Source organism: Chryseobacterium sp. UF-290 (genome assembly GCF_058245615.1).
The window spans coordinates 135,445-159,098 of the sequence record NZ_JBSICB010000009.1; the positions used below are offsets into that span (position 1 = coordinate 135,445).

At 37.2% G+C, this 23,654-nt stretch carries 26 protein-coding genes; 13 read left to right on the forward strand and 13 right to left on the reverse strand.

Going from position 1 to position 23,654, the window contains the following annotated elements:
• Positions 1-71 precede the first annotated feature (71 nt).
• The 5 genes from AC4IF5_RS12500 to AC4IF5_RS12520 all read left to right on the forward strand — a co-directional run bounded on the left by AC4IF5_RS12500 (position 72) and on the right by AC4IF5_RS12520 (position 4,870).
• Positions 72-2,090, forward strand: coding sequence for a M3 family metallopeptidase (locus AC4IF5_RS12500; RefSeq protein ID WP_490734969.1), 2,019 nt, complete (start codon positions 72-74; stop codon positions 2,088-2,090).
• 187 nt (positions 2,091-2,277) lie between these two features.
• Positions 2,278-2,661, forward strand: coding sequence for a hypothetical protein (locus AC4IF5_RS12505; RefSeq protein WP_490734970.1), 384 nt, complete (start codon positions 2,278-2,280; stop codon positions 2,659-2,661).
• A 29-nt stretch (positions 2,662-2,690) separates the two neighbouring features.
• Positions 2,691-2,891, forward strand: coding sequence for a YqaE/Pmp3 family membrane protein (locus AC4IF5_RS12510; RefSeq protein WP_490734972.1), 201 nt, complete (start codon positions 2,691-2,693; stop codon positions 2,889-2,891).
• A gap of 21 nt (positions 2,892-2,912) precedes the next feature.
• Positions 2,913-3,644 (forward strand): class I SAM-dependent methyltransferase, encoded by a 732-nt coding sequence (locus AC4IF5_RS12515; protein WP_490734974.1) that lies wholly within the window; start codon positions 2,913-2,915, stop codon positions 3,642-3,644.
• A 122-nt stretch (positions 3,645-3,766) separates the two neighbouring features.
• Positions 3,767-4,870, forward strand: a complete 1,104-nt coding sequence (locus AC4IF5_RS12520) for a serine hydrolase domain-containing protein (protein WP_490734976.1) — start codon at positions 3,767-3,769, stop codon at positions 4,868-4,870.
• 45 nt (positions 4,871-4,915) lie between these two features.
• Here AC4IF5_RS12520 and AC4IF5_RS12525 read toward each other — a convergent pair whose 3' ends face one another.
• A complete protein-coding gene (locus AC4IF5_RS12525; RefSeq protein ID WP_490734978.1) occupies positions 4,916-6,352 on the reverse strand; it encodes an MFS transporter in 1,437 nt (478 codons plus the stop codon).
• A 39-nt stretch (positions 6,353-6,391) separates the two neighbouring features.
• A complete protein-coding gene (locus tag AC4IF5_RS12530) occupies positions 6,392-6,955 on the reverse strand; it encodes a TetR/AcrR family transcriptional regulator (protein ID WP_490734980.1) in 564 nt (187 codons plus the stop codon).
• Positions 6,956-7,097: 142 nt separating this feature from the next.
• On the opposite strand from AC4IF5_RS12530, the gene AC4IF5_RS12535 reads away from it, so the two are divergent.
• The 5 genes from AC4IF5_RS12535 to AC4IF5_RS12555 all read left to right on the forward strand — a co-directional run bounded on the left by AC4IF5_RS12535 (position 7,098) and on the right by AC4IF5_RS12555 (position 11,408).
• Positions 7,098-7,766 carry a hypothetical protein gene (locus AC4IF5_RS12535; RefSeq protein WP_490734982.1) on the forward strand — a complete coding sequence of 223 codons (669 nt, stop codon included), beginning with the start codon at positions 7,098-7,100 and terminating at the stop codon, positions 7,764-7,766.
• A gap of 11 nt (positions 7,767-7,777) precedes the next feature.
• Entirely contained in the window at positions 7,778-8,155 is a 378-nt protein-coding gene (locus tag AC4IF5_RS12540; RefSeq protein ID WP_490734984.1) for a VOC family protein, read from the forward strand.
• Positions 8,156-8,298: 143 nt separating this feature from the next.
• Positions 8,299-8,922, forward strand: coding sequence for a hypothetical protein (locus AC4IF5_RS12545; protein ID WP_490734986.1), 624 nt, complete (start codon positions 8,299-8,301; stop codon positions 8,920-8,922).
• A gap of 437 nt (positions 8,923-9,359) precedes the next feature.
• On the forward strand, positions 9,360-10,559 hold the full coding sequence (gene tyrS, locus AC4IF5_RS12550; protein ID WP_490734988.1) for a tyrosine--tRNA ligase: 1,200 nt from the start codon (positions 9,360-9,362) through the stop codon (positions 10,557-10,559).
• 408 nt (positions 10,560-10,967) lie between these two features.
• Positions 10,968-11,408, forward strand: a complete 441-nt coding sequence (locus AC4IF5_RS12555) for a GNAT family N-acetyltransferase (protein WP_490734991.1) — start codon at positions 10,968-10,970, stop codon at positions 11,406-11,408.
• Between the two features lie 281 nt (positions 11,409-11,689).
• Here the strand turns inward: AC4IF5_RS12555 and AC4IF5_RS12560 are convergent, their stop codons facing one another.
• The 8 genes from AC4IF5_RS12560 to panD all read right to left on the reverse strand — a co-directional run bounded on the left by AC4IF5_RS12560 (position 11,690) and on the right by panD (position 19,324).
• Positions 11,690-13,201 (reverse strand): helix-hairpin-helix domain-containing protein, encoded by a 1,512-nt coding sequence (locus AC4IF5_RS12560; protein WP_490734993.1) that lies wholly within the window; start codon positions 13,199-13,201, stop codon positions 11,690-11,692.
• Between the two features lie 5 nt (positions 13,202-13,206).
• Entirely contained in the window at positions 13,207-14,433 is a 1,227-nt protein-coding gene (locus AC4IF5_RS12565; protein ID WP_490734995.1) for a PP2C family serine/threonine-protein phosphatase, read from the reverse strand.
• An 80-nt stretch (positions 14,434-14,513) separates the two neighbouring features.
• The gene (locus tag AC4IF5_RS12570) at positions 14,514-15,557 is read right to left on the reverse strand and encodes a TerY-C metal binding domain-containing protein (RefSeq protein ID WP_490734997.1); all 1,044 of its coding nucleotides are present in this window, start codon (positions 15,555-15,557) and stop codon (positions 14,514-14,516) included.
• Positions 15,558-15,575: 18 nt separating this feature from the next.
• Positions 15,576-16,214 carry a vWA domain-containing protein gene (locus AC4IF5_RS12575; protein WP_490734999.1) on the reverse strand — a complete coding sequence of 213 codons (639 nt, stop codon included), beginning with the start codon at positions 16,212-16,214 and terminating at the stop codon, positions 15,576-15,578.
• Positions 16,215-16,301: 87 nt separating this feature from the next.
• Positions 16,302-16,976 (reverse strand): TerD family protein, encoded by a 675-nt coding sequence (locus AC4IF5_RS12580; RefSeq protein WP_490735001.1) that lies wholly within the window; start codon positions 16,974-16,976, stop codon positions 16,302-16,304.
• A gap of 33 nt (positions 16,977-17,009) precedes the next feature.
• Positions 17,010-17,585: a TerD family protein gene (locus AC4IF5_RS12585; RefSeq protein WP_490735003.1), complete on the reverse strand. Its 576-nt coding sequence runs from the start codon at positions 17,583-17,585 to the stop codon at positions 17,010-17,012.
• A gap of 302 nt (positions 17,586-17,887) precedes the next feature.
• Positions 17,888-18,970 (reverse strand): lysylphosphatidylglycerol synthase transmembrane domain-containing protein, encoded by a 1,083-nt coding sequence (locus tag AC4IF5_RS12590; protein WP_490735005.1) that lies wholly within the window; start codon positions 18,968-18,970, stop codon positions 17,888-17,890.
• Positions 18,971-18,973: 3 nt separating this feature from the next.
• On the reverse strand, positions 18,974-19,324 hold the full coding sequence (panD, locus tag AC4IF5_RS12595) for an aspartate 1-decarboxylase (protein WP_002976902.1): 351 nt from the start codon (positions 19,322-19,324) through the stop codon (positions 18,974-18,976).
• Between the two features lie 399 nt (positions 19,325-19,723).
• Here panD and AC4IF5_RS12600 point away from each other — a divergent pair, with 399 nt between their 5' ends.
• A complete protein-coding gene (locus AC4IF5_RS12600) occupies positions 19,724-20,014 on the forward strand; it encodes an HU family DNA-binding protein (protein ID WP_027379880.1) in 291 nt (96 codons plus the stop codon).
• A gap of 240 nt (positions 20,015-20,254) precedes the next feature.
• On the opposite strand, the gene pdxH is transcribed toward AC4IF5_RS12600, so the two are convergent.
• The gene (pdxH, locus tag AC4IF5_RS12605) at positions 20,255-20,896 is read right to left on the reverse strand and encodes a pyridoxamine 5'-phosphate oxidase (RefSeq protein WP_490735008.1); all 642 of its coding nucleotides are present in this window, start codon (positions 20,894-20,896) and stop codon (positions 20,255-20,257) included.
• 24 nt (positions 20,897-20,920) lie between these two features.
• On the opposite strand from pdxH, the gene AC4IF5_RS12610 reads away from it, so the two are divergent.
• Together AC4IF5_RS12610 and AC4IF5_RS12615 are read left to right on the forward strand one after the other, a co-directional pair.
• Complete coding sequence (locus AC4IF5_RS12610; RefSeq protein ID WP_490735010.1) at positions 20,921-21,469, forward strand: YqgE/AlgH family protein; 549 nt, start codon at positions 20,921-20,923, stop codon at positions 21,467-21,469.
• Between the two features lie 103 nt (positions 21,470-21,572).
• Positions 21,573-22,154 (forward strand): N-acetylmuramoyl-L-alanine amidase family protein, encoded by a 582-nt coding sequence (locus AC4IF5_RS12615; protein WP_490735012.1) that lies wholly within the window; start codon positions 21,573-21,575, stop codon positions 22,152-22,154.
• A gap of 84 nt (positions 22,155-22,238) precedes the next feature.
• On the opposite strand, the gene AC4IF5_RS12620 is transcribed toward AC4IF5_RS12615, so the two are convergent.
• Entirely contained in the window at positions 22,239-23,054 is an 816-nt protein-coding gene (locus AC4IF5_RS12620; protein ID WP_490735014.1) for an aminotransferase class IV, read from the reverse strand.
• A 78-nt stretch (positions 23,055-23,132) separates the two neighbouring features.
• A complete protein-coding gene (locus tag AC4IF5_RS12625; protein WP_101239698.1) occupies positions 23,133-23,519 on the reverse strand; it encodes an START-like domain-containing protein in 387 nt (128 codons plus the stop codon).
• Positions 23,520-23,654 lie beyond the last annotated feature (135 nt).

A 23,654-nucleotide genomic window follows, 5' to 3' on the forward strand; every position in this document is an offset into this window, starting at 1 on the left:
GCATTATTTTTGCGCATTTCAGTTGTGATTCCCGATGAATCATTAAATTTACCTTATATAAAAATCGAAAAATGAATATTTTAACAGAGAAATTTAATACTCCATATCACGCAGCACCATTCAGTGACATTAAAAATGAAGATTTTCTTCCGGCTTTTAAAGAATTGATCCAACGATCTGAAGCGGAAATAGATGCGATTGTCAATGATCCTGCAGCTCCTACCTTTGAAAACGTCATTGAAGCGTTAGCCTACTCAGGAGAGCAGCTGGATGTGGTATCCAATATATTTTTCAACCTGAATTCTGCAGAGACCAATGATGAGATTCAGCAGATCGCACAGGAAGTTTCTCCGATCCTAACGGAATATTCTTCAAAAATCTCCCAAAACGAAGCCCTTTTCAACAAGATCAGAAAGGTATATGATGAAAAGGAAAAATATAACCTGAATGAAGAGCAGGAAATGCTTTTGAATGAAACCTACAAAGGTTTTGTAAGAAGCGGAGCTTTATTGAATGACGAAGACAAGGAAAAATTAAAGAAAATCAGTATGGATCTTTCTTTAAAATCCTTACAATTCGGACAGAATGTACTCGCTTCTACCAATGCTTACTTCAAACACATCACGAATAAAGAAGATCTGGCCGGAATTCCGGAAGCAATTATTGAGCAATACGCCGAAGAAGCAAAAGAAAGAGGTCTTGAAGGCTGGGTAGTGACTTTACAGTATCCAAGCTATATTCCGTTCATGACCTATGCGGAAAACCGTGAACTGAGAAAGGAGCTGGCATTAGCCAATGGGAAAAAATCCTTTGATGGCGGAGAACATGACAACCAGAACCTGATCAAGGAGCTTCTTCATTTAAAACAGCAAAAAGCAACCCTTTTAGGATATAAAGACTATGCAGATTTTGTTCTTGAAGAAAGAATGGCTAAATCTCCGGTTAAGGTTTTTGATTTTTTAAATGAATTATTAACCAAGGCAAAACCGTATGCTGATAAAGAGATTGAAGAATTAAAATCTCTTGCAAAAGCTGACGGTATTGAAGATATGCAAAGCTACGACCATGCCTTCTATGCTGAAAAGCTTCGTAAGCAGAAATTTGACCTTAATGACGAAGAACTGAAACCTTACTTCCCGTTAAATCAGGTTCAGGATGCTGTTTTTGGCCTGGCTGGAAAGCTGTTCGGTCTGACTTTCGAAGAAAGAAATGATATTCCGAAATACCATGAAGAGGTAAAAGTATATGAGGTAAAAGAGAACGGAACTTACAAATCCCTGCTATATGTTGATTATTTCCCAAGAAAAGGGAAAAGAGCCGGAGCATGGATGACAAGCTACAAAAGCCAGTACAAACAAAACGGAGAAAATTCACGTCCGCATATTTCCATAGTTTGTAATTTCAGCAAACCAACGAAAGATACTCCTAGCTTACTGACATTCCAGGAGGTGACTACATTGTTCCATGAATTCGGACATGCTCTTCATGGCATGATGGCCAACACGCAATATCCTACCCTTTCCGGAACTTCTGTAAAATGGGATTTTGTGGAGCTTCCGTCACAGTTCCTTGAGAATTTCTGTTATGAACCTGAATTCCTGAAAACGTTTGCCAGGCATTATAAAACGGGAGAAGTTCTTCCTGACGAAAAAATCGAAAAGATCGAGCAGTCTAAAAACTTCATGGAAGGCTATCAGACCTTGAGACAATTAGGCTTCGGACTTCTGGACATGAACTACCATACAAGGGCTGGAGAGCTAGAGCGTGAGAGTGTAAAGGAGTTTGAAGATAAATATACCAAAGCTACGGCCCTGTATCCTACCAATCCTCAAACAGCAATGAGCCCGAGTTTCTCCCATATTTTCCAGGGAGGATATTCTGCAGGATATTATTCTTACAAATGGGCGGAAGTCCTTGATGCGGATGCTTTTCAGTATTTTAAAGAAAACGGAATCTTTAATCCGGAAATCGCGGCTAAATATAAAGTGCTTCTTTCTTCAGGCGGAACAAAAGATCCTATGGAGCTGTACAAAGATTTCAGGGGAAGTGAACCGAAGGTGGAAAGCTTGCTGAAGAGAGCATTTGGATAATAGAAAGTTTAGAACTGATTTTTTTCTTAACTCAAAAAGATTTTGAGGGTATATTTGATTATAATTTGAGGGTATATTTGATTATAAAAACTCATTAGAACGTATGCAGAAAAATTATGGAATAAACAGGTACAAAATTAATCTGTAAATTGCATACAAAAAGCATCGACTCTATAATTTTTAAATAATGAGTACTATAACATCAAGATTAGAAAATGTAAAAAAACTCCAGGCTAAAAGATGGGAAAATGAAGACCATTGGGATAGCTTAAATGATCTATTAGTCAAAGAATTAGATGAAATTTTACTTATTGAGCCTAAAAATACTTCGGCTTTAATCAATATTGGTGCTATTTATTCTGATATGGGAGAAAACGAAAAGGCTTTAGACTATTTAAAGACAGCGTTACATTTAGGTTCGGACGACAAAAATTTGTTTGTCAATCTGGCCATTGTACTTATTTATATGGAGCAGCATCAGGAGGAATATTTGGAATATCTTGATGAAGCTGAGGGTAAAACTGAGCATCCTCTTACTTTTAAAGCTTATTTCGATCCTCAATCTCATTGAAAATTGATTACTGATTAAAATTTAAAACCATGTTATTAGCCATTCTATTACCATTTTTATCCTTCATAATCCGAGGAAAAGTCATCACAGGAATTATCTGCCTGATTTTACAAATCACTTTAATTGGCTGGCTACCTGCCGCAATATGGGCCGTCATCTCATTGAACAACGCGAGAGCAGATAAAAGAACAGACAGATTAATCAAAGCCATGCGTGAAAACCAAAAATAGAATTTAAAAAGATTCTATCCCATGAAAGAAAATAAATACGACAACCCGGCTTTTTTTGATCAGTATGAAAAAATGCTCCGTTCCCAACTGGGATTGGAAGGAGCCGGAGAATGGCATGCCCTGAAAAATATGTTGCCGGATTTTAAAGAAAAAAATGTTTTGGATCTCGGTTGCGGATTCGGATGGCACTGTCGTTATGCTATTGAAACGGGTGCAAAATCTGTGGTAGGAATTGACATTTCTGAGAAAATGCTGACCAAAGCTAAGGAGATCAACAATCTGGAAGGTATTCAATATGAAAGAAAAGCATTAGAAGATGTCAGCTACCCTGAACATACATTTGATATTATCCTCAGTTCATTAACCCTGCATTATGTGGAGTCATTTGATATTCTTGTACAAAATATCCATCGATGGCTGACTTCCGGAGGACATTTTATATTCTCGGTAGAGCATCCTGTTTTTACTGCTGAAGGAAGCCAGGACTGGATCTATGACACCAATGGCCATAAAACCTGCTGGCCGGTTGACCGTTATTTTATAGAAGGAAAAAGAAACACCACCTTTTTAGGAGAAAACGTTATAAAATACCACAGGACTTTAACCTCCTATTTAAATACTTTATTAAAGCAAGGTTTCAGCATCAAAGAAATTATCGAGCCTGAACCGAATCCGGAAATGCTGAAAGAGATTCCGGAAATGAAAGAAGAGCTCCGCCGTCCGATGATGTTATTGATCTCGGCAGAAAAATAAAGTCACTTTCTAAAAACTGAAAATCAATGCTATACTTTTGAATACTAAAATAAACAAATTACTATATTGCATTACATAGTAATAGGAATAATTAATATCTTTGTATAACAAAGTATATAAATATGATTATTAAAAAACTTATAACCGGCCTTATTCTGCTTTTTTTCTTCAACAATATCCTTGATGCTCAAATACATACAAAAAGATATGAAAAGAAAATGGACAGCCTTATCCTTACAGAATTTGGAAATAAAAATGAGCCTGGAGCTGTTTTTATGGTAACCCGGCATGGGAAAAATATTTATAGAAAAGCTTTTGGGAAAGCAAATCTGGAACTTGATGTCAATATGACTCCCGAAAATGTTTTTCAAATTGGCTCTATGACCAAACAGTTTACTGCAATAGCAGTATTGATGCTTGAGCAGCAGGGAAAACTCAATGTCAGTGATCCTGTTTCAAAGTATATCAAAGATTATCCTAACGGAGATAAGATCACTATTCATCACCTTCTCACCCATACTTCAGGGATTAAAGACTTTACCAAAATAAAAACATTGCCTACCATAGCTCAAAAAGAAATGAAGCCGGAAACCATGGTAGATTTTTTCAAAAATGAACCGGTTGATTCTGTACCGGGTGAAAGGTTTGATTATAACAATTCAGGGTATGTGGTATTGGGATACCTTATAGAGCTTATTTCCGGCGATACCTATGAAAATTTCATTAAGAAAAATATTTTTAACAAAGCAGGAATGTCCCATTCTCACTATGCATCTGATCGGAAAGTAATTCCCAAAAGAGCTTACGGCTATCATAAAAAAGAATATGGATTTGTCAATAAGACAGTGATCAGCTTCAGTGTTCCCTTTTCTTCGGGTTCATTGATGTCTACTGTGGATGATATGCTGAAATGGCAGCAGGCTTTAAATCAAAATATTCTATTAAACCCTGAACAAACACAAAAGGTTTTTCAAAAATACAAGCTGAACAGCGGTGAGGAATTTTCTTACGGATACGGATGGCATCTGAAAGATATTAACGGTATTCCGGACAGGGAACATGGCGGAAGTATTTTCGGATTCAAAAGCATGGCCGTTTATATCCCCGCTACAGATATTTATGTGATCGGATTAAGTAATTGTGATTGCCATTCCCCGACTGATATCACCAGAGACATTGCTAAAATAACATTAGATGAACTGAAAGCCACGGCCAGGAAACCTTAGCATTGCATTAAATTGAAAAGCATATTTACTGTCCTGAAAATCTTTTCACTCACTGATGGATGATCGCTGACTTTTCATTCTACAAATCTTTCTTTTGGGTAAAACATGGTCAGGTACCCTGGAAACCGTAAGTATTACGATCATTATACAGAGGATATTGATCAGCACAGCTATTGAGAAGGCTTTATGATAATGCTGTATCAGAGGTTTGTCCCCAAGAAAATAATAAAAAATGCTTCCTACGGCAACAATTCCGATGATCGCTGCAGCCTGCTGAAACGTATTATATACTCCTGAAGCATTTCCCGTAAGCTTTTCAGACATGCCGGACAAGGCAATATTGGCAAGGGAAGGAATGACGGAGCCTACCCCTACACCATGTAAGAACAGCAGCAGGCAGAAAAAATAAAAACCGGTCTGCATCCTGAATAGAAAAATTTGAAGAATAAGAACTATCATGATGAAAATGAGTCCCGCTACCAGGGCTCTTTTTCCATATCTTAAAATCAGCTTTACAGAAAAAACAGAAGCCAATATAAAACCCAGCCCCTGAAAAACGATCACGATCCCGGCTTCTAAAGGACTGATCCTTAAACCATCCTGAAAAAACAGGGAAAGAATATAAAAATAGGAATCCAGCATAATGAAAAAGAAAGAAACAGCCACAATTCCCAGATTGAAATTTTTATAATGAAAGAGTTCGAAATCGATAAGGTAGGCGCCTTCTTTTTTCAGCTTGCCTTTCTGATCCTTCACAAAATACACCAATATACAGACTGAAATAATAACCAACAGCAGATTCCGGGCATCCAGACCAGCCTGCTCAGATGCCGTCAGCGCATAGGTAGAACAGAACAATCCAAGTGATAGTAAAAAAACTCCTTTGATATCAAAGCTTTGTTTGGCCATGACCTTCGATTCATCCAATTGCCTGATACTATAAAAAACAGCGATCAGACAAACGGGAATATTGATCAGAAAGATCAGCCTCCATGGTTCTTCCAACACTTGTAATGATGAAAAATATCCACCCAGGAATTGTCCTGAAACAGTACCTATCCCAATGGTGATGCCATACCATCCCATAGCTTTGGTCCGTTCTTCATGGGCCGGAAACAGGATCTGTATCATGGAAAGTACCTGTGGAGCCATCATAGCAGCACTTATCCCCTGTATAAGCCTTGAAACCATAAGCTGAACCGCTCCGGATGATAACCCGCACGCCACAGAACTCACCATAAAAAACAGCAATCCTATAATGAAGATCTTTTTTCTGCCATATAAATCACCCATTCGACCTCCTGTGATCAGAAATGACGCAAATCCAATGAGATAAGCAGCAATCATAAACTGCATTTCCCCATTGGAAGCCTGAAGATCCCGCTGTATTGAAGGAACCGATACATTGATAATAAAAATATCCATAATGGTAAGCAGCTGCCCCATCAATACAACAATCAATTTCAAATACTTATGTTTCATTTTTATATAGATATATCTATTTTTTTAATAGTAAAAAAATTAAGAGATCAGGCCCTTAATCATTTTTTTTATCTGATCAAAAGAGTCACTCTGCTTACTGATAGTAGACGTTACTACTGCTCCTTCTATGAGCAGAAAAATATGTTCAGTTATCAAATCCATATCAGAAGGCAGTGCATTTGCATTACACTCTTTTACAAGTGACCGGATAAGCTCTTTTTGCTTGTCTTTATGTTTTTTTACAAACCCGGAGATGGCTGCATTTCCCTCTCCTATTTCAGAGATGATCTTAATAAAGTGACAGCCGGCAAATTTAGAAGATTGCTGCAATTTTTTCCGGTAGTCAACAATCGCCAGTAATTTGTCGCCAGATTCGGGAATATGAGAAATGCTTTTTTCAAATCCTTCAAACCAATTCAGTTCCTCCCGGATCAGATAAGCCTGCAGAAGATCATTTTTGGATGAAAAATGATTGTACAGCGAACCGATCGCAATATCTGCTTCCGCAATGATCTGGTTGATCCCCGTAGAATTATATCCCTGTCTGTAAAACAGATCCGAAGCTACTCTGATAATTCTGTCCTGTACTTTTTCTTTTTTCATATTGAAAATTTTTACAAAGCTATATAAAAAATAGATAAGTCTATCTATTTTTTTTTAATCATAATAAATTTTGTTGATTTTCTTTGCCTAAAAAATTTTATTATTACTAAATTAAACCACCTTTAATAATAAAACACAAGCCATGTTCAAATTTTTCAAGAAGAAGAAAAAAAGTAAAGCTACACTTCACTCAATAATCCTTCCTGATCAGGGATGGAATAAAATTTCTGAAGACAGCCACATCATAAGATGGGTCAATCCTGAACAATCTGTTCTCATTGCCCTGCACTTTTTTGATAAGGAACCGGATCTTCCTACGGTAAAAGATCTCGATTATCTCAAAAAGTTTTACCGCAATATAGCAGCGTCCTCCAACGGAGGTACGATTGAAACGGATATTATCCGGATCCATGACATACCCTCTGTAAAGACCCTTATCAAGATTCCTCAGCAGGAAACCGGAATGATCTATGTTGCGGCAATCACCATTCCTTTTGAAAGCTGCAGCTATGTTGTAAGGATACAGGCTAATGAAGTCGGGATGACAGGACTGAGGGATGCCGTTATCGCAAGCAGATTAATTGGAGATGGTGAAGTGGAAATTGATGGAGAAAGCATGAACAACTGGTTTGAAGATCCTTATGATCCGGATTTTAAACAGGGAACACCGATGAATAAATCTGAATTGGAAAAGTATGACCCGGAATTTCCGGAACATCCTCTTTCCATTGCCAGATCCCTGATCAGATCAATAGCAGCAGAAATTGTTTTTAAACCGGAAATAAAAAAACTTTCATTATTTAACAAATAAAGATAAAGCACATGAACACGTCAAATCCTGTTGTCTATTTTGAAATTCCCGTTACTGACCTTGAACGTGCTGAAGTATTCTATTCTGCGGTATTCAATTTCAGTTTTGAAAAGGAGATCATCGATCACTACGAAATGGCAGTATTTCCTTTTGAAGAAAAAAATAGCGGAATTACCGGTACACTGGCTAAAGGTGATGTATATCAGCCTACCAAAGACGGGGTCATTATTTATTTTAAAACAGCAAGTATCGATGATACGCTGGAAAAAGTTCTTCAGCACGGAGGGAAGATACTCTACCCTAAAAGGATTGACGAAAAATACGGATGCGCTGTAGCAGAATTTGAAGACTCAGAAGGAAACAGGATTGCTCTGCATGAAACGCTTTAAAATATTTATGTAACATACCAACCATAAGGAGGCATAAAAGATTAACTGTTTACCATTCAATACATACCACTTTTTGAATGAAATTACTGCATATTTTGTATCTTTAAATAACCATTTTAATAAAAATTATTTGGTAAACAGCTATGGCAGAAGAACTTTATTTCATCAAAACCAATCCTAATATTGCCAAAATTAATTTGTACAATAAGCTCAGCCGTGAAGAGGAAAATATTCTGAACTTTCTGCAGCCTGATGCAAGAGCCCATCTTGAAATCATTAAAAATAAAGTAAAGGATTCTGTGGAAGAGCTTACCCAGGAAGAGCTTTTACAAATTTTCTCATGGTTCAACCAAACCTATTCAACAGATCATGAAGAAGCAAAAACACAGCTGTTCATCAACGGTATAGATCTCTTTTATGAAATTCCCTCTACCCATCATGCTGAAAATTTTCTACAAATTCTCTCCGATTATGAAAAACTGTCGAAACAACATCTTGACTATATTGCCGACGCTCAAAGCTTCAACCAATTTCTGATCTACGGAATATTTTTCACAGAAATTTCCAGCAGGGAACAGGATCATGAAAATATTCTCTCTGATTATCTTAAATCCGATTACCAGCCTTTATATCTGCTTGCAGAACATCAGCTGAACTCACAAGATTTTGATGAAAAGGTGATTCCTGATCTTCAGCATTATTTTGCAGATCTGTATGATCAGACGAAATTCTATAAAGGTCCTATTATCAAGCTTGAAAACCAGTAAAAAAGAGATTTTCCTCTTCAGTGTCTGGAAATGCAAAAAGAAATCTTTTCATGATAAAAAACATATAAGCCTGTTTTAAATAATTTATGGCATGGAATTAGCTAAAAAAATGACAAGTAAAATTGTTTTGAACCTTTATTTTAAACCATTAAGATTCGTAAACGGTTAAGTTTTTTCTAAAAACAAATCTTGTTATAACCTTTACACTACATCTTAATGGTTTAAATACTGGAATGACAGGAAAACCTGTTATATTTGCACTAGAACAAATGAAACATTTAAACAGCATATTGCGTCTTCCTTTCTTTAGTGAATATTACGCTCCGAGCTATCGTTCGGGAAGACTTTCTATATCTGTAATCCACTAAATAATCTAACGTATATATAGAGCCCGGACAGTACCTGTCCGGGCTTTTTCATTTAAAAAATTGGTAAACATGATCCATACATTAAAAGAAAATGCAGCCATTATTCTCCCGGAAAACGGGTTGGAAGAAAAACTGGCACAAGCCCAAGAAGAAAACAGAAAGCTATCCATCAAGCTTGGCTTTGACCCAACTGCTCCTGACCTTCATCTGGGTCATGCTGTCGTTCTCAAAAAACTGAAACAGTTCCAGGATCTGGGACATCAGATCATTATTGTCGTAGGAAGCTTTACGGCAAGAATCGGTGATCCTACAGGGAAAAACAAGGCAAGAAAGCCTTTAAGCGCAGAAGAGGTACAGCATAATGCACAGACTTACATCAACCAGCTTTCTAAAGTCATTGATATTGAAAAAACAAAAATTGTATTCAATTCCGACTGGCTTGATGCGCTGGGTTTTTCAGAGGTGATCCAATTGCTTTCTAAAGTAACGGTAGCCCAGCTGATGCACCGTAATGACTTCCATAAAAGATTTACAGAGAATACTCCTATTGCCATGCATGAGCTGGTATATCCTATTCTTCAGGGATTTGATTCTGTACAGATCAAATGTGATATTGAAATGGGCGGTACAGATCAGCTTTTCAACTGTACCATGGGAAGGCAATTGCAGGAAGTACATCAGATGCCTGCTCAGATCGTCATGTGTATGCCCTTGCTGAAAGGGCTTGACGGAAAGGAAAAAATGAGCAAGTCATTAAACAATATTATCGGACTGACCGATGAGCCTGGCGAAATGTTTGGCAAAACCATGTCGATTCCCGATAGTCTTATTGAAGAATTTATCGACCTTACCACTGATCTTTCAGCTGAAGAAAAAGCTGCCTTAAAAGCAAGAATGGAAAAGGGTGAAAATCCTATGAATATTAAAAAGCTGGTGGCAAAGAACATCATCAGTCAATACCATGATGAAACGGCAGCTGAAAATGCCGAACAATTCTTCAATAATCAGTTTCAGAATAAGAATTTTGAAGAGAAAAGCTTTGAGCCTGTCTCCATTCATTCACTCAATCATGCTCAAAACAAAACAACAGTTCTTGAACTTTGTCATCAGCTGAAGAATGACCTCAGCAAATCTGCTGTCCGGAGACTGATTCAAAGCGGAGGAGTTCAGATCAATACGGTTAAAATACTGGACCCGGATCAGGAAATTGAGCTTTTAAAGGAAATCAGGATAAAAATTGGGAAAAGAAATTTCTTTGAACTGATATAAAAAGGAAGCTGAATGCCGGAAAAAGATTTTTTGAGGTAAAGAAAAGTATCGGTATAAGAGCCTGTTTAAATTTTGCTAATCATTTTGTATAATTAATTTAACGCTTTACTTTTTTTATTTTCCCGCTGATTTTGCAGATTCAGCAGATCATTATTCGTAAATCAAATCAGCGAGAAATAATATTTTAATACAAATTTAAACAGGCTCTAAGATTCTGCTCAGAAATATCTTCCGGCATCTCACCCCTGGAGCTTTTTATTGAACCCTATTTTTATATTCTTTGGTTCAGGTTAAATCAATATCTTCACCAATAAATAAAAGAAATCAAGGATTAATACACAAAATAATCCGAGAATCATTATCTTGGACTCTATTGAAAAATGGCATGAAATTGAAATTCTACAATCTATGAATACTCAACTTACCTATCAAAAAGCAACAGAAAATGATATTGATTATCTTCTTGATCTCAGGATAAAGACCATGGTCCCGCATTATGCCGATTCAGGTCTTCCCACCGACGGAGAAACCACTCTTCAAAGAATTCTGTACCAATTTGACAAGGCCAATATTATTCTCCTGAATGGACAGCCTATTGGACTGCTGAAAATAAACAGAACCGATACCAATATAGACATCTTACAGCTTCAGATTGACCCCAGGCAGCAGGGAAAAGGGCTTGGAAAAATGATTCTGACCGATATCCTGCAAGAAGCTTTATCAACAGGAAAAACGGTGGCATTAAGCGTTTTAAAAACCAATAAGGCACAACATCTTTATTCCAGCTTAGGCTTTAAAATCGTAGGAGAAGATGAACATTCTTTCTTTATGAAACACCAACTGCTTTAATTTGAAACACAAAATTCACAAAAATAAGCTGCACTAATATCCACAATCATCTGTGAAAATTTGTGAGATCTGTGGTAAAATCAAGATATAATTATCACAAACAGCTGACACCAATAACCACAATCATCCGCGTAATCAAAAAAATCTGCGAGCGTATAATAAATAATACAAGAAATATTTATCCTTCTGATTAAGATTCACACATTACAATATACAATCAGAAACCACTTCAATATCATTACTGCCTAACCTCTAACCTCTAACCTCTAACTTCTAATAATCTACGCATCCACCATAGTCACATAAATGAGCCTCCCTCCCTCTTCAGGAGATAACAGTATTTTTTTTCCGTTGGTTAGTTCCACCATAGAACCGGGAGGAATATCTCTTTGCTCCGTAATATCCTTCATGCCGGATAAACTCTGATTCACCAGCACCCATTTTCCCTGATGGAATGCAAAATATCCTGCAGGCATCTTATCCTGCATGGTCAGATTTTCATTCCGGATCACTTTCCTGGAAACATGCCACTTAAATAAATACTGGTTATGATAGACCATCAGCCTGTGATTTTCCGGCTTCCATACCTCATCATCAAATTTAAAATACAGATCTAAAACCGGTAACGTACCTTGATGTGGCGTTTCGCAGAATGGGCATTTCGGCTTACTGGTATTGTCAAAGACATACCATTTCTCTGTACAGTCAGCATTATGACAAGGCTGTATGAGATCTACGGTTTTCAGCAATGCCGTTTCCCATTCGTTGGCTGTGGGACGTCTGATAGGATCATGTAGCCCTTCTACAAAAGCTTTTCTGAACAGATCTGAAATATAAGGGCCTGTTACGGTATAGGAAATCTTTTGAGGGTCTCCCCAGAATGCATCCCATTTTCTAAGCTGATCAGCTTTTACATGATTGGTGGAATTTTCAGGATGCTCCACAAACATGGCTTTTTCACCCATTGATATGATTTCATCTTTCTCAGAATCAAGATCCCATATCTTCCCTCCACGTAAAGGGTGCCTTCGGAGCAGATACATATAGATCAAAACGGCGAGAGCGTGTAAATCGGTTTTTTGGTTCGGCAGATGTCTGCCGGGATTCTGAAGGCTTAAATGCTGGGTTCTCAAAACTTCAGGTGCAATAAAATCTGCTGTTCCGATTACTTCAGGCGGGAATAGTTTTGGAACGACAAGACCGTCTATATCAATAATGCAGGCAGATTTTGTAACAGGATCCACCAGAATATTATTATACGAAAGGTCAGAGTGTGCCAGCCCCATCTGGTGCAGTTTCTTGACTCCCCTGCTAATATTGATCGCAATCTGGAAATAGCTCAGCCAGTCTCCTAACTCTGACTGATCGAGTCTCAGCGGATATTGTGGGTTCCGGAACATAGGTGCCGTAAACCATTTTCCTACTTTATCCTGTCCCTGGATATTATCTGAGCCGATATACCCTTTGGCAAAGAAAAATTTCTTATGATAAACAGGAACAACAATTCCTGTGAGCTTATCTTTTTCAACAATATCATGGGGCCATCTGAATATTTCATTCAAAAAATATTCGGAAGCATTTCCGTTCTGTATACTTTGCAGATAGGTAGATACGATCCTCATGATGCGCTCTTTTTGTCCTTCATCCAGCGGGTTCCGGTAAAAAGCCACCACATACTCCTTATCAGGAGAAAAGTAAACATCCTTTACGCCGCCCCGAATCGGGTTTTCATCAACAAATTCATATGATTGGGCTGCATCCAGAACAGAAACAACCTTAATGGTCTTTTTCATGATTATTAATAGATTATGGCCAATGTACGGTCGTCATGATTTCCTCTGCTCCAGAAATCCATCCATTGTAAAAGCTGCTCATCAATGTCTGCATCGTTCGTAAAGTCTACTTTACTGCCATCATCATTATTCCCGGACAGGTCATTGAAGAATGTCATCCAGCTCTCTGCATCTTCCAGCTTGTTTTCCGTGCCGAATTTAGGATCATAGATTCCATCCGTCATTAAAACAAGATGTGAAAACTGATCCACGCAGGTAATTCCGAAACGGGAAGCAATATCGTCATTAAAAATTTCCTTCATGGTAATAAAGCGGGTACCGCCGCTAAACTCACCCACATCCATCTGATTAAGGAGTTTAATTTCAGAGACCTCAGTATTGATCAGATTAATCGGGCAGTCTCCGACTCCAAAGCTCAGAATAACATATCCAAAGCTGAATTTTTTAACCAAAGCAAAAATAAGGGTAGCATTGAGGTCATTAACAGCAAAGGAATGGTCTGCAGCAGTTTTATCCAATGTATTATAGGCATATAAAACACTCTTATACAAGAGCTTCAATATATTTTGCCGGGCTTCTGTGCGCTTCTCCTGAGACTGTCCTTCTGTATAAAGGGTTCTTACATTATTTTCCATTTCATCCAGGACTTGCTGTGAGCTAAAAAACGCATTCACTGAAACGGTTGCCAGCCTGGACCCTTCTCTTGCCAGTTTGGCTGAACCTGCCCCATCAGAAACAGAAATAATACTCCATTCCGCAGGAAGTTCATTGACTGCAAAATCATCTTCCCTAAACTTCCCTTCATGAGCATGGGAACGGCCTCTTTTGGAAGCCACAACAATTTTCTTGTCTAAAAATTTTCCTTTATGAGAAGCTTCATCCGGTTTATGAAAAATTTCATTTTGATCACTCGGAATATTTTTCCACAAATCTTTAGGATCTGCATTCACAAACAGATCCACTTTCTTTACCTCAATATTTTCTTCGTCACCGATATGGTAAAATTCAATATCCAGGTGGTAGACATTATTGGCAACCGGAATTCCTGAAATTTTATTTTGTTCAAAAACAAGCCCGGTTTCTTCAAGGTTCCTGATATTCTGAATTCTTATATTCGGAAATTCTTCCATGTCAAAGCTGAATTCATAAAACGTATTGGAATTGGCATTTTTTAAAACCCAATATGCCTCTTTAAATTCTTCTTTTTCCCTATAAACAAAAGATTTCTCCATAGTTTTCTTTGGCTTTCCAAAATAAAATCCGGGTATTTTCATAAGTCGGTATCATTAAAAATTACAACGTACCGGATCCTTTATCCTAACGTTCTGTTGATATCGAATCCTTCGCTGGAGAAACCGTAATAATCCGATGTTCCACACCATGGACATATGCTATACCCTTCGCCACTCAGGCAATGAATACCACCACAGGAACAGGTCGCTAATGCAATAGGATTAGCACAATGAGGACATGAAGTTCCTCCCTGAAGTTCTTCTATAGAAATTTTCAGGTTATTCTTCCGGGAAGAGGAAAGCCTGTAATAGGCTTTTTCATCGATCTTATAAGCGCCATCCAGTTTATAATACCTGGTGGACATTCCGGGTATACCCGACTCCGCAAATGTTTTTTTAAATTTCATCAGATACAGCTTCTGCGTTTCTGAACATTTACCGTTCAGCACCACAAAATTATTATCAGGAAATCTCTGTTCCATTTCAGGGTCTACCTTTTCCAGAATATGAGCATCAATTTTTGAGAGATTGATTCCTTCTTTTTTCGCTTCTGTAACACTCTGGCTGGTCGTTTTAATAGAATCTGTCACCCATTTGAAAAATTCTTTATAGGAATTCTCATCGGAATTATTAAACAGCAATACATGGTCTGCTAAAGATCCCAGAAGTTTATAGTTAGTGTTCTCACCTATCGATACAGCAATAGTATTGGATTTTCCATGATATTTATTGTTCCATCTCTCTATGGCCTTGGTGGCATCGTCGGTTGGAACTCCATCGGTGAAAAGAAAAACAATAGGCTTCCAGTCTCCTTTTCTGTCATAGGTGGTTTTCACAATATCCCGGTCTATACAATCCATTACCTTGATCAGCCCCTGTGAAAGTGATGTACCGCTCCCAATAGGAATCTTTGTGGGATAAAAGCTGATAATATCCTGAAGCGGTGTAATCACTTCAGCTTCTCCGGCAAAGCCTATCACGGAAATATAAACCGTTTCCAGGGAATACGGATCTTTTTTCAGCTCCCTGATAATATTGGCAATACCTTCCTGAACCTGTTCAATAGGCTCTCCTACCATAGACTCGGAAACGTCTACTAAAAAATAAATCGGCAGTCTTCTCATGATTGTAAAGACAATTTTTTAAATAATAATAGTAAGCTCCGATGGTGGCGGAGGCAATGTTATATTATCTTCCGTATTCTGTGATTGCCCTCCCTGTGTAATGGAAGAGCTCACCCATCTGAAAAAGGAAGAAAGGGTAATAGCATCTGTAGTATCCAGTTTCACCACATGATCTGTAAGCTCCTTAAGAAACTGTTCATCAGCTTTTGGACCCGCCGCACAACCTACAATTGCACCGAACTCCAGTCCTCTGATCACAGGAATCATCTGACGGTATTTCTGAATATCAGAAGGTTTACCATCGGTAAATATAAAAAGTAACGGCTGCCAGTCTCCTTTTGCATCAGAAGATTCTTTTACCAATTCTTTCTGAACAAGCTCAGAAACCATTTCCAATGCAGCTCCCGTATGAGTAGGCCCGCTGTCCGGACAGGTGATCTCCATCGGATAAAAGCTGGCCAGATCAATAAGTGGAATAATATTTTTAACTTCCCTATCAAAGGTGATGACACTTATATGAAGGCTGTCCATCGCCTGAGGATCTGCACGGAGCATACTGATCAGTCCGTTGAAGCCATTGTTCAATGCCTGAATGGGTTCTCCGTTCATAGAGCCGGAAGTATCCAATAAAAAATAGGCTAATAATCTTCTGGTCATTGTAAGACAAGTATTAATTCTGAAGCCGGCGGAGGAAGTCGAAGACTTCCAAGCCGGTTTGTATGATGTTTAATAAAAATGTAAAATCTAATTGGAATACGCGTATTGTTGTCTCAGAATATCGATAAAATTATCGGTATGATGCGGTTCTCCCACTGCACGGAACTTCCAGTCTCCATTATGACGGTATGCTTCCGCAAAGACCATTGCACACATTCCGTTCATACTTGAGTCCCCGGAAAGACTGTATTTTGTAATTTCTTTACCTGTAGCATCCACTGCACGGATGAAGGCATTATCAATCATTCCGAAATGCTGATTATTGCTTCTTCCCTGATAAATAGTCACAAGGAATACTATTTTCTGATAGCTTGGGTCCAACTGATCGAGCTTTACAATGATCTGCTCATCATCTCCGTCTCCTGCACCTGTTCTGTTGTCACCTGTCAGCCACACATTTCCGCTTGGGTGCTGCATAGAATTAAAGAAAACCACGTCTCCCTGATACAATCCTATCTGTCTTCCGTCATTGGTCTGAACCGTTTTTCCAAGATTGGCCACTTTACCGTTTCCGTCTAAAAGGAACGCCACTGCATCAAGGTCATATTCTGCCTCTTTATTGAATAATTTCCCGAAAAAACCTCCCTGTTTTCTTACATCCCATCCCAAGCCGATCGTCACTCTTGAAAGATCATAAACACTTTCTCCACGGTCATTCTTTCTTAAATCAATCGTCTGACCTTTCTGTAAATTAATTGCCATAGTTATTATTCTGTGTATTTGATTATTAGATAATTATTTAATGATTTGTCCTTTATAGTATTTCTCTAGGAAGAATCCTAAATCTGCTCTGTAGCCTATTCCTGAAGCTTCAAACTTCCAGCTTCCGTTTCTTTTGTATAATCTTCCGAACTCAACTCCTGTTTCGATGGAGAAGTCTTCATCCAGTTCATATTTTGCGATTTCCTGGTTTGAATTGTTATCCACTACTCTGATATATGAATTTCTTACCTGTCCGAAATTCTGTCTTCTTCTCTCAAAATCCTCAATAGTTACTACAAAAAGGATTTCTTCTACTCTTGAATCTACTTTATCAAGATCTATAATGATCGCTTCATCATCATCCCCATCACTGTTTTTACCGTTAGGATCATCTCCCGTATGGGTAAGCGCTCCATCCGGAGAATGAAGGTTATTATAAAAAACAAAATACTCTTCGCTTACTAATTTCCTGTCGGCATCGATCATGATTGCAGATGCATCCAAGTCAAAATCATAGCCTGTCCCTTCATTAGGATCCCAACCAAGTCCAATCGTCATTTTTGTCAACCCTATTTCGATCTTTTGCCCTTTCTGTAGATTAATTGCCATAGTGTTTTATATTATGAATTATTTTTTGCATTAAGATAAATTTGATTTATGAATTGACCAAATTTATTTATGAAAAATAATCAGTATCCTTCAATTCAAACTATTTTTATTTGAAATCTTTTTAAATTTTTAAATCGTCACTATAAAAGGGCAAAAAATTTCAACACTTAAGCTTTTAAATCGCCTGCTCATATTCTAAAATTTCTTTATATTCTTTACTTCTTCCTTAAACAGGAAATAAAAAAGGTTCAATTTTTCAATTGAACCTTATATTATAATATTATATAAAAAGACCATTACAGTTAATCTTTAAAATCCTTATCTGAAACAGCCGCATTTCTGGCTTTTGCCAACATCGGAATAGAAATCAGTCCCATCACCAGCATAATCACAATCTGCAGCGGCAGAGAAATAAATGAATACGTAAGCCCCATTTCTCCTCCCAGTTCAGCACTTTTTCCCATTGAAATAAAAAGCGCCATAAAACCCAATTTCATAGCCAGGTTATAAGCTCCGATCCCCCCACTGGCCGGAATGATCATTCCCATTGTTCCCACTACAATTATAAAAAAACCATCTGCCAAGGTAAATCCTGAGGTTTCAGGAAGCGCAAAACATACAAGATAAGCGGCCAAATAATAGCAGATCCAGATTCCTAATGTATACAGGATGAATTTCCCTTTTTGTTTTAACTTAAAGATAGATGTTAAACCTTGAAGAATTCCTTTACCGAAATTGATCAGCTTTTCCTTCTTATATTTATAAAGCAAACCTAAGCCTATTAAAACCAATAGTCCTAAAATAATTTTAATATAAAAATAAAATGAATCAAAATCACTGACTCCCAACTTCATCATTTGTTTTTCAAAAAAGTTAGGAATAAACTCCTCTTTCTCGTCTTTCTTATTCATTACAAAATCATAAAAAGAATGAATTGCATCAAATTTAAAAACCAATGTTAGAAGTAAAAACACAAACATACACACCAGATCAACCACTCTTTCCAGAATGATGGTCCCAAAAGATTTATCTACCGGTACTTTTTCCACTCCATATAGGGCAGTAGCTCTCGCCAGTTCCCCGCTTCTTGGGATGGTAAGATTCATCAGATATCCGAATGATATAGACCATAAGGAATTGGAATTGGAGATGCTGTGTCCCATCGGCTCCAGCATCAGATTCCAGCGAATAGCCCTGAACCAATAAGCAAGAAGACCAAATACGGACGCAAATAATACCCAAAGATAATTGGCTTTTGCCAACGACTGCTTAATCACTTTAAAATCGAGCCCCTTTAAGGCCAGCCATAAAAAAAAGCCTGCAAAAGCAAGCGATATTACTATTGTAAGTATAGATTTTAAAGGATTTTTCGATGTTTTCTCCATGAACTAGGTAAGCAGGTTTGTTTTTTCATCCGGGAAGACTATTTTCGGCTGGAAGTCTTTTGCTTCCTCAGGAGTCATCTGCGCATAGGCAATAATGATAATGATATCATCTTTCTGTACTTTTCTTGCTGCAGGCCCGTTCAGACATACTTCTCCCGATTTTCTTTTTCCTTTGATAACATAGGTATCAAAACGCTCCCCATTATTCACATTCACGATATAGACCCTTTCTCCCACTACCAATCCGGCAGCTTCAATAAGATCTTCATCTATTGTTATACTTCCTATATAATTAAGGTCAGAGGCTGTCACTCTCACCCTGTGGATCTTAGACTTGAAAACTTCTATTAACATACTGCAAATTTATTAATAAAAATTAATAAAACAGACCTTTAGTATCATTTAAAAACTCCCACAAACACAGGTGATTGATTTCACAAAATATAAGAAATTTGAATTTTAGTTATAAAGTTAATAATCATATGCTTAAAAACATCAATACTTTATACCTGATTTAGGATTTAATAAATACAGGAAATAATATTAACTTTTTGCTAAAGTCAATAAACATAAGCATTTGGCATGATTTTAGTAACCCGTAACGTAGATTTTTCGTGAAAAAACGAATTATCATATTTTAACTGTTTTCACTGAAAAGTAAAAAAATTGTATAAGTTTTAATAAAAAAATTGCACAATTAGAAAATAGTATTATATTTGCTATAATTACGAACTAACTTTAATATTAAAAATTATGAACAAGTCTGAATTAATCGACGCAATCGCAAAAGATGCAGGTATCACTAAAGTTGCAGCAAAAGCTGCTTTAGAATCTTTCATTGGTAATGTAACTTCTACTTTAAAGAAAAAAGATGGAAAAGTTTCTTTAGTAGGTTTCGGTACTTTCTCAGTAGCTGAGAGAGCAGCTAGACAAGGTATTAACCCTGCAACTAAAAAACCAATCAAAATTGCCGCTAAAAAAGTTGCTAAATTCAAAGCTGGAGCTGATCTATCCAATGCAGTTTCCGGTGCTAAGAAAAAATAATCATTCAGATTACAAAAATTCAAAGGCTGTTTCTTTAGAAGCAGCTTTTTTTATTCCTTATAGCTGCTGATTGATTTTGAATTTTGATTAAAGATATTTGTTTAATAGGAACGGACTAAAGCCCGTCTTAGTTATAAAAAGCAAAAAAAATAAGCGGGCAAAAACCCGCTATTCATATTATAAAGCTACTTGCTGTATTTCAATTATCAGCCAAACCACCACTTCTAACTTCTAATCCCCTTAAGGTGCCAATCTTGAAATTTTCCAGTCCAGGTTTTCCAGCGTGTAGACGATCCTGTCATGAAGTCGGTTAGGTCTTCCCTGCCAGAATTCAATTTCATAAGGTCTTGCCAGGTATCCTCCCCAATTGGAAGGTCTTGGAACTTCAGTATTTTCATATTCTTTTTCCAGCTGCTTTAATTTTTCTTCCAAAAATTCTCTGTTGGGAATGATCTGGCTTTGCGGAGACACTACGGCTCCCAGCTGGCTTCCTTTCGGTCTTGAATGAAAATAACCGTCACTTAAGTTTTCAGCCACTTTTTCCAGGTCTGCTTTGATAATGATCTGTCTTTCCAGATTAGGCCAGAAAAAGTGCAGACACGCTTTATGGTTACTCTCTATGGCTTTTCCTTTACGGCTGTTATAATTGGTATAAAAAATAAATCCTTCATGAGTATATGCCTTCAGCAGCACCATTCTTGTCCGGGGACAGCCGTCTTCCTCTACTGTAGAAACAGCCATGGCATTAGCTTCTGAGATCATCGGGCTCTCACTGGCTTCCAAAAACCAGTCTCTGAACTGCTCGATTGGATTTTGTTTTATCTCACTTTCAATAAGTTGGGATTTCTCGTACACTTTTCTTTTGTCGTGCAGGTTTTCCATAAATATTTTTTATTAAATTTGAGTATGAATCACTCATACAAAGGTAAAATATTAATCTCGACACCTGACATTTCCGGCGATATTTTTTCCAGATCTGTAGTATTGGTTATTGAACATAACGAAAGCGGTGCATTTGGTTTGATATTGAATAAAAAGAACAGCCAGATGAGTAATAAATTCAAAGATTTTTTTGATTTTAAAATTGAAGTGTATGATGGCGGGCCTGTGGAAAACGATAAAGTGTTTTTTATCGTAAAAGGTGAGAAAGTCACTGAAATCTACACAGAGATTACTCATGAATATTATCTTACAGAAGATATTGAACGTATCATCAATGCTGTTTTAAGCAACGAACTGGACATTCATAATGTAAAGATATTTTCCGGGTATTCCGGCTGGTCTCCCAATCAACTTGACACTGAGGTTCAGAGGAAGGTATGGACGGTAGTGGATGTATACAATCTGGACTATACCCTTCCCAATGACCAGACCCTTTGGAAATCGATCATGCAGAATCTGGGCGGGGAATTCCTTCTTTGGGCCAATTCTCCTGAAGATATTTCATTGAATTAAATATCTCATTGTAAAGCAGTGAAATAATTAACAAACTTTAAGATTCCATTAACCAATTTTAAAGAAAGTTTTTCCGTTCTTTGGAAAACCAAAAACCACTGAAATGAAAGGAATTACATTACTTGCTTTATCAGTCTTTTCCGCTACATTTTTATCATTTACTCCTCTTAACAAAAAATATATTGTCATAGATGCCGGCCACGGTGGAAATGATAAAGGAGTGGTGTATGATAATTTCACAGAAAAAGACATTTCATTAAACATCGCAAAAGAGATTCAAAAACTCAATAAAGCTCAGGATAGATACGAAGTTGTGCTAACGAGAGACAACGACAGCTATCCTACTCTTTCTGAAAGAACAGAACAGATCAACAAGCTGAATCCGGAAATGGTTATTTCACTTCATGTCAACGGATCTTCTCAGAAAGAATCCAACAGCCAGGGAACTGAAATCTACGTTCAGAATTCTGAAGTTTCGAAAAAGCTGGCTGAGAAAATTTCACAAAAATTAAACGCCCGTAAAATTGAAGAGCGTAATCTTCATATCTTAAGAGAAACCAAAGCTCCTGCTGTATTGGTAGAACTTGGCTTTATCAACAACACAACCGATAGGAACTATATCACCAGTGAAAAGGGGCAAAAAGAAATCGCACAGAAATTCGTTGAAGTCATCAATGAACAATAAATAAAAGAAACAATTTCTGATTTATTCAGAATAAAACCCGGTAAAGGACTTTTGGAACTTTGTTGTTTACCGGGTTTGTCAATTTTATGGGTTAAAACTTTTTTTCCAGCTTTCCACCAGCTCCAGAAAACGGGAGCTTTCAAAAGTTTTATTTCTTATTTTTCCTACAGAAAATATTCCCTTTTCATCAGAGATCATTAAAATTTCTTCCGCCTTTTGAGATTCAAAGGCGATAATTTCATGTTCCTGAATATCGGCAAGGTTATTCTTGTGTAAAAAAGTAACAAAGTTTTCCAGCAAAGGAGAAATGTAAGCTCCTTCAGTCTGTTTCGGAACTTTGATTACTTTCCCTTCCAGAAACAGAAGATTTCCGGAAGTAGTCCGTGCAATTCTTTTATTGGGATTCAGAAGAATAACATCATCCAAGTCATTTTCCTGAGCATAGATTCCGCCGTAAATATTTTCAGGGCAATGTACCCTTATATTGCTCAGCAGATTATTATTTACATTGATCTCCTTAATGAGATCCAGTTCCTGCGGTCTCTGGTGAACAGCCAGCACATCATTCATCTCCGTCACTTCATAGAAGTAGGAAACGGAAGATTTTGCCAGTGTCAACCCGTCATTATTTCTGAATACCTGAAAGTTGATAATCCCGTTCTTTACTCCCTTACCCTCTATGATATCTTTATGAAATAATGATTGGAAGAACTCCAGTGTATAGGTCAAAGGAATATTCATTCTCATCTTTCTCATGGAAGCCATCAGGAAAAAATAGCATTCCTCATCCATGATCAATCCACCATTTCTTACAAAGAAAGAAACCTTCACCGAGTCTCCCAAAAGAAAGGCTCTGTTATTTACATTTAGCTCGTCTGATGTAAAATATTGATTTTCCAATTTTTGATGTGATTTATTTACAAAAAAATAATGAACGATAAATCGTTCATCAGTTTTATCATTTAATACAGTCCGGCGTTATGCCGCACCTAATTTTATTCTGAGGTTCTCAATAAGATTTTCCCAATACATTGCGTTTTCCTCTTCATCTCCTTCTTCACAGAAATCTGTAATATTAAGAGATAAATCTTCTGTAATATCATCTATTACGATAGTCATTTCAAAGAAGTTTTTAGTTCCTTCATCTTCTTCCCATCTGAAACGCACGAAACCTTCAGGCTTATATCTGATCAAAGTGGCCTTTTCAGCAGGGCCTCCACCCCAGCTAAAAAAGAAATCATCGCCTTTCTCTGTTACCTCATCCGCAAACCATTCAGACAACCCCTCCGCAGTAGCCAGATATTCATACAAAATCTCTGATAAACAGTGCATTGGAAATTCGTAATGGACTTTATGTTTCGCCATATAATCTTTGTTTTATCGTCCCGCAATATATAAATTAATTTTTTTATTACACAAAAAAGCAATTATTTTTTTAAAGAATCTGCATGATATTTATCACGGGTTCCGGATCAGTATTATGTTAAGTTATTCTCTTGA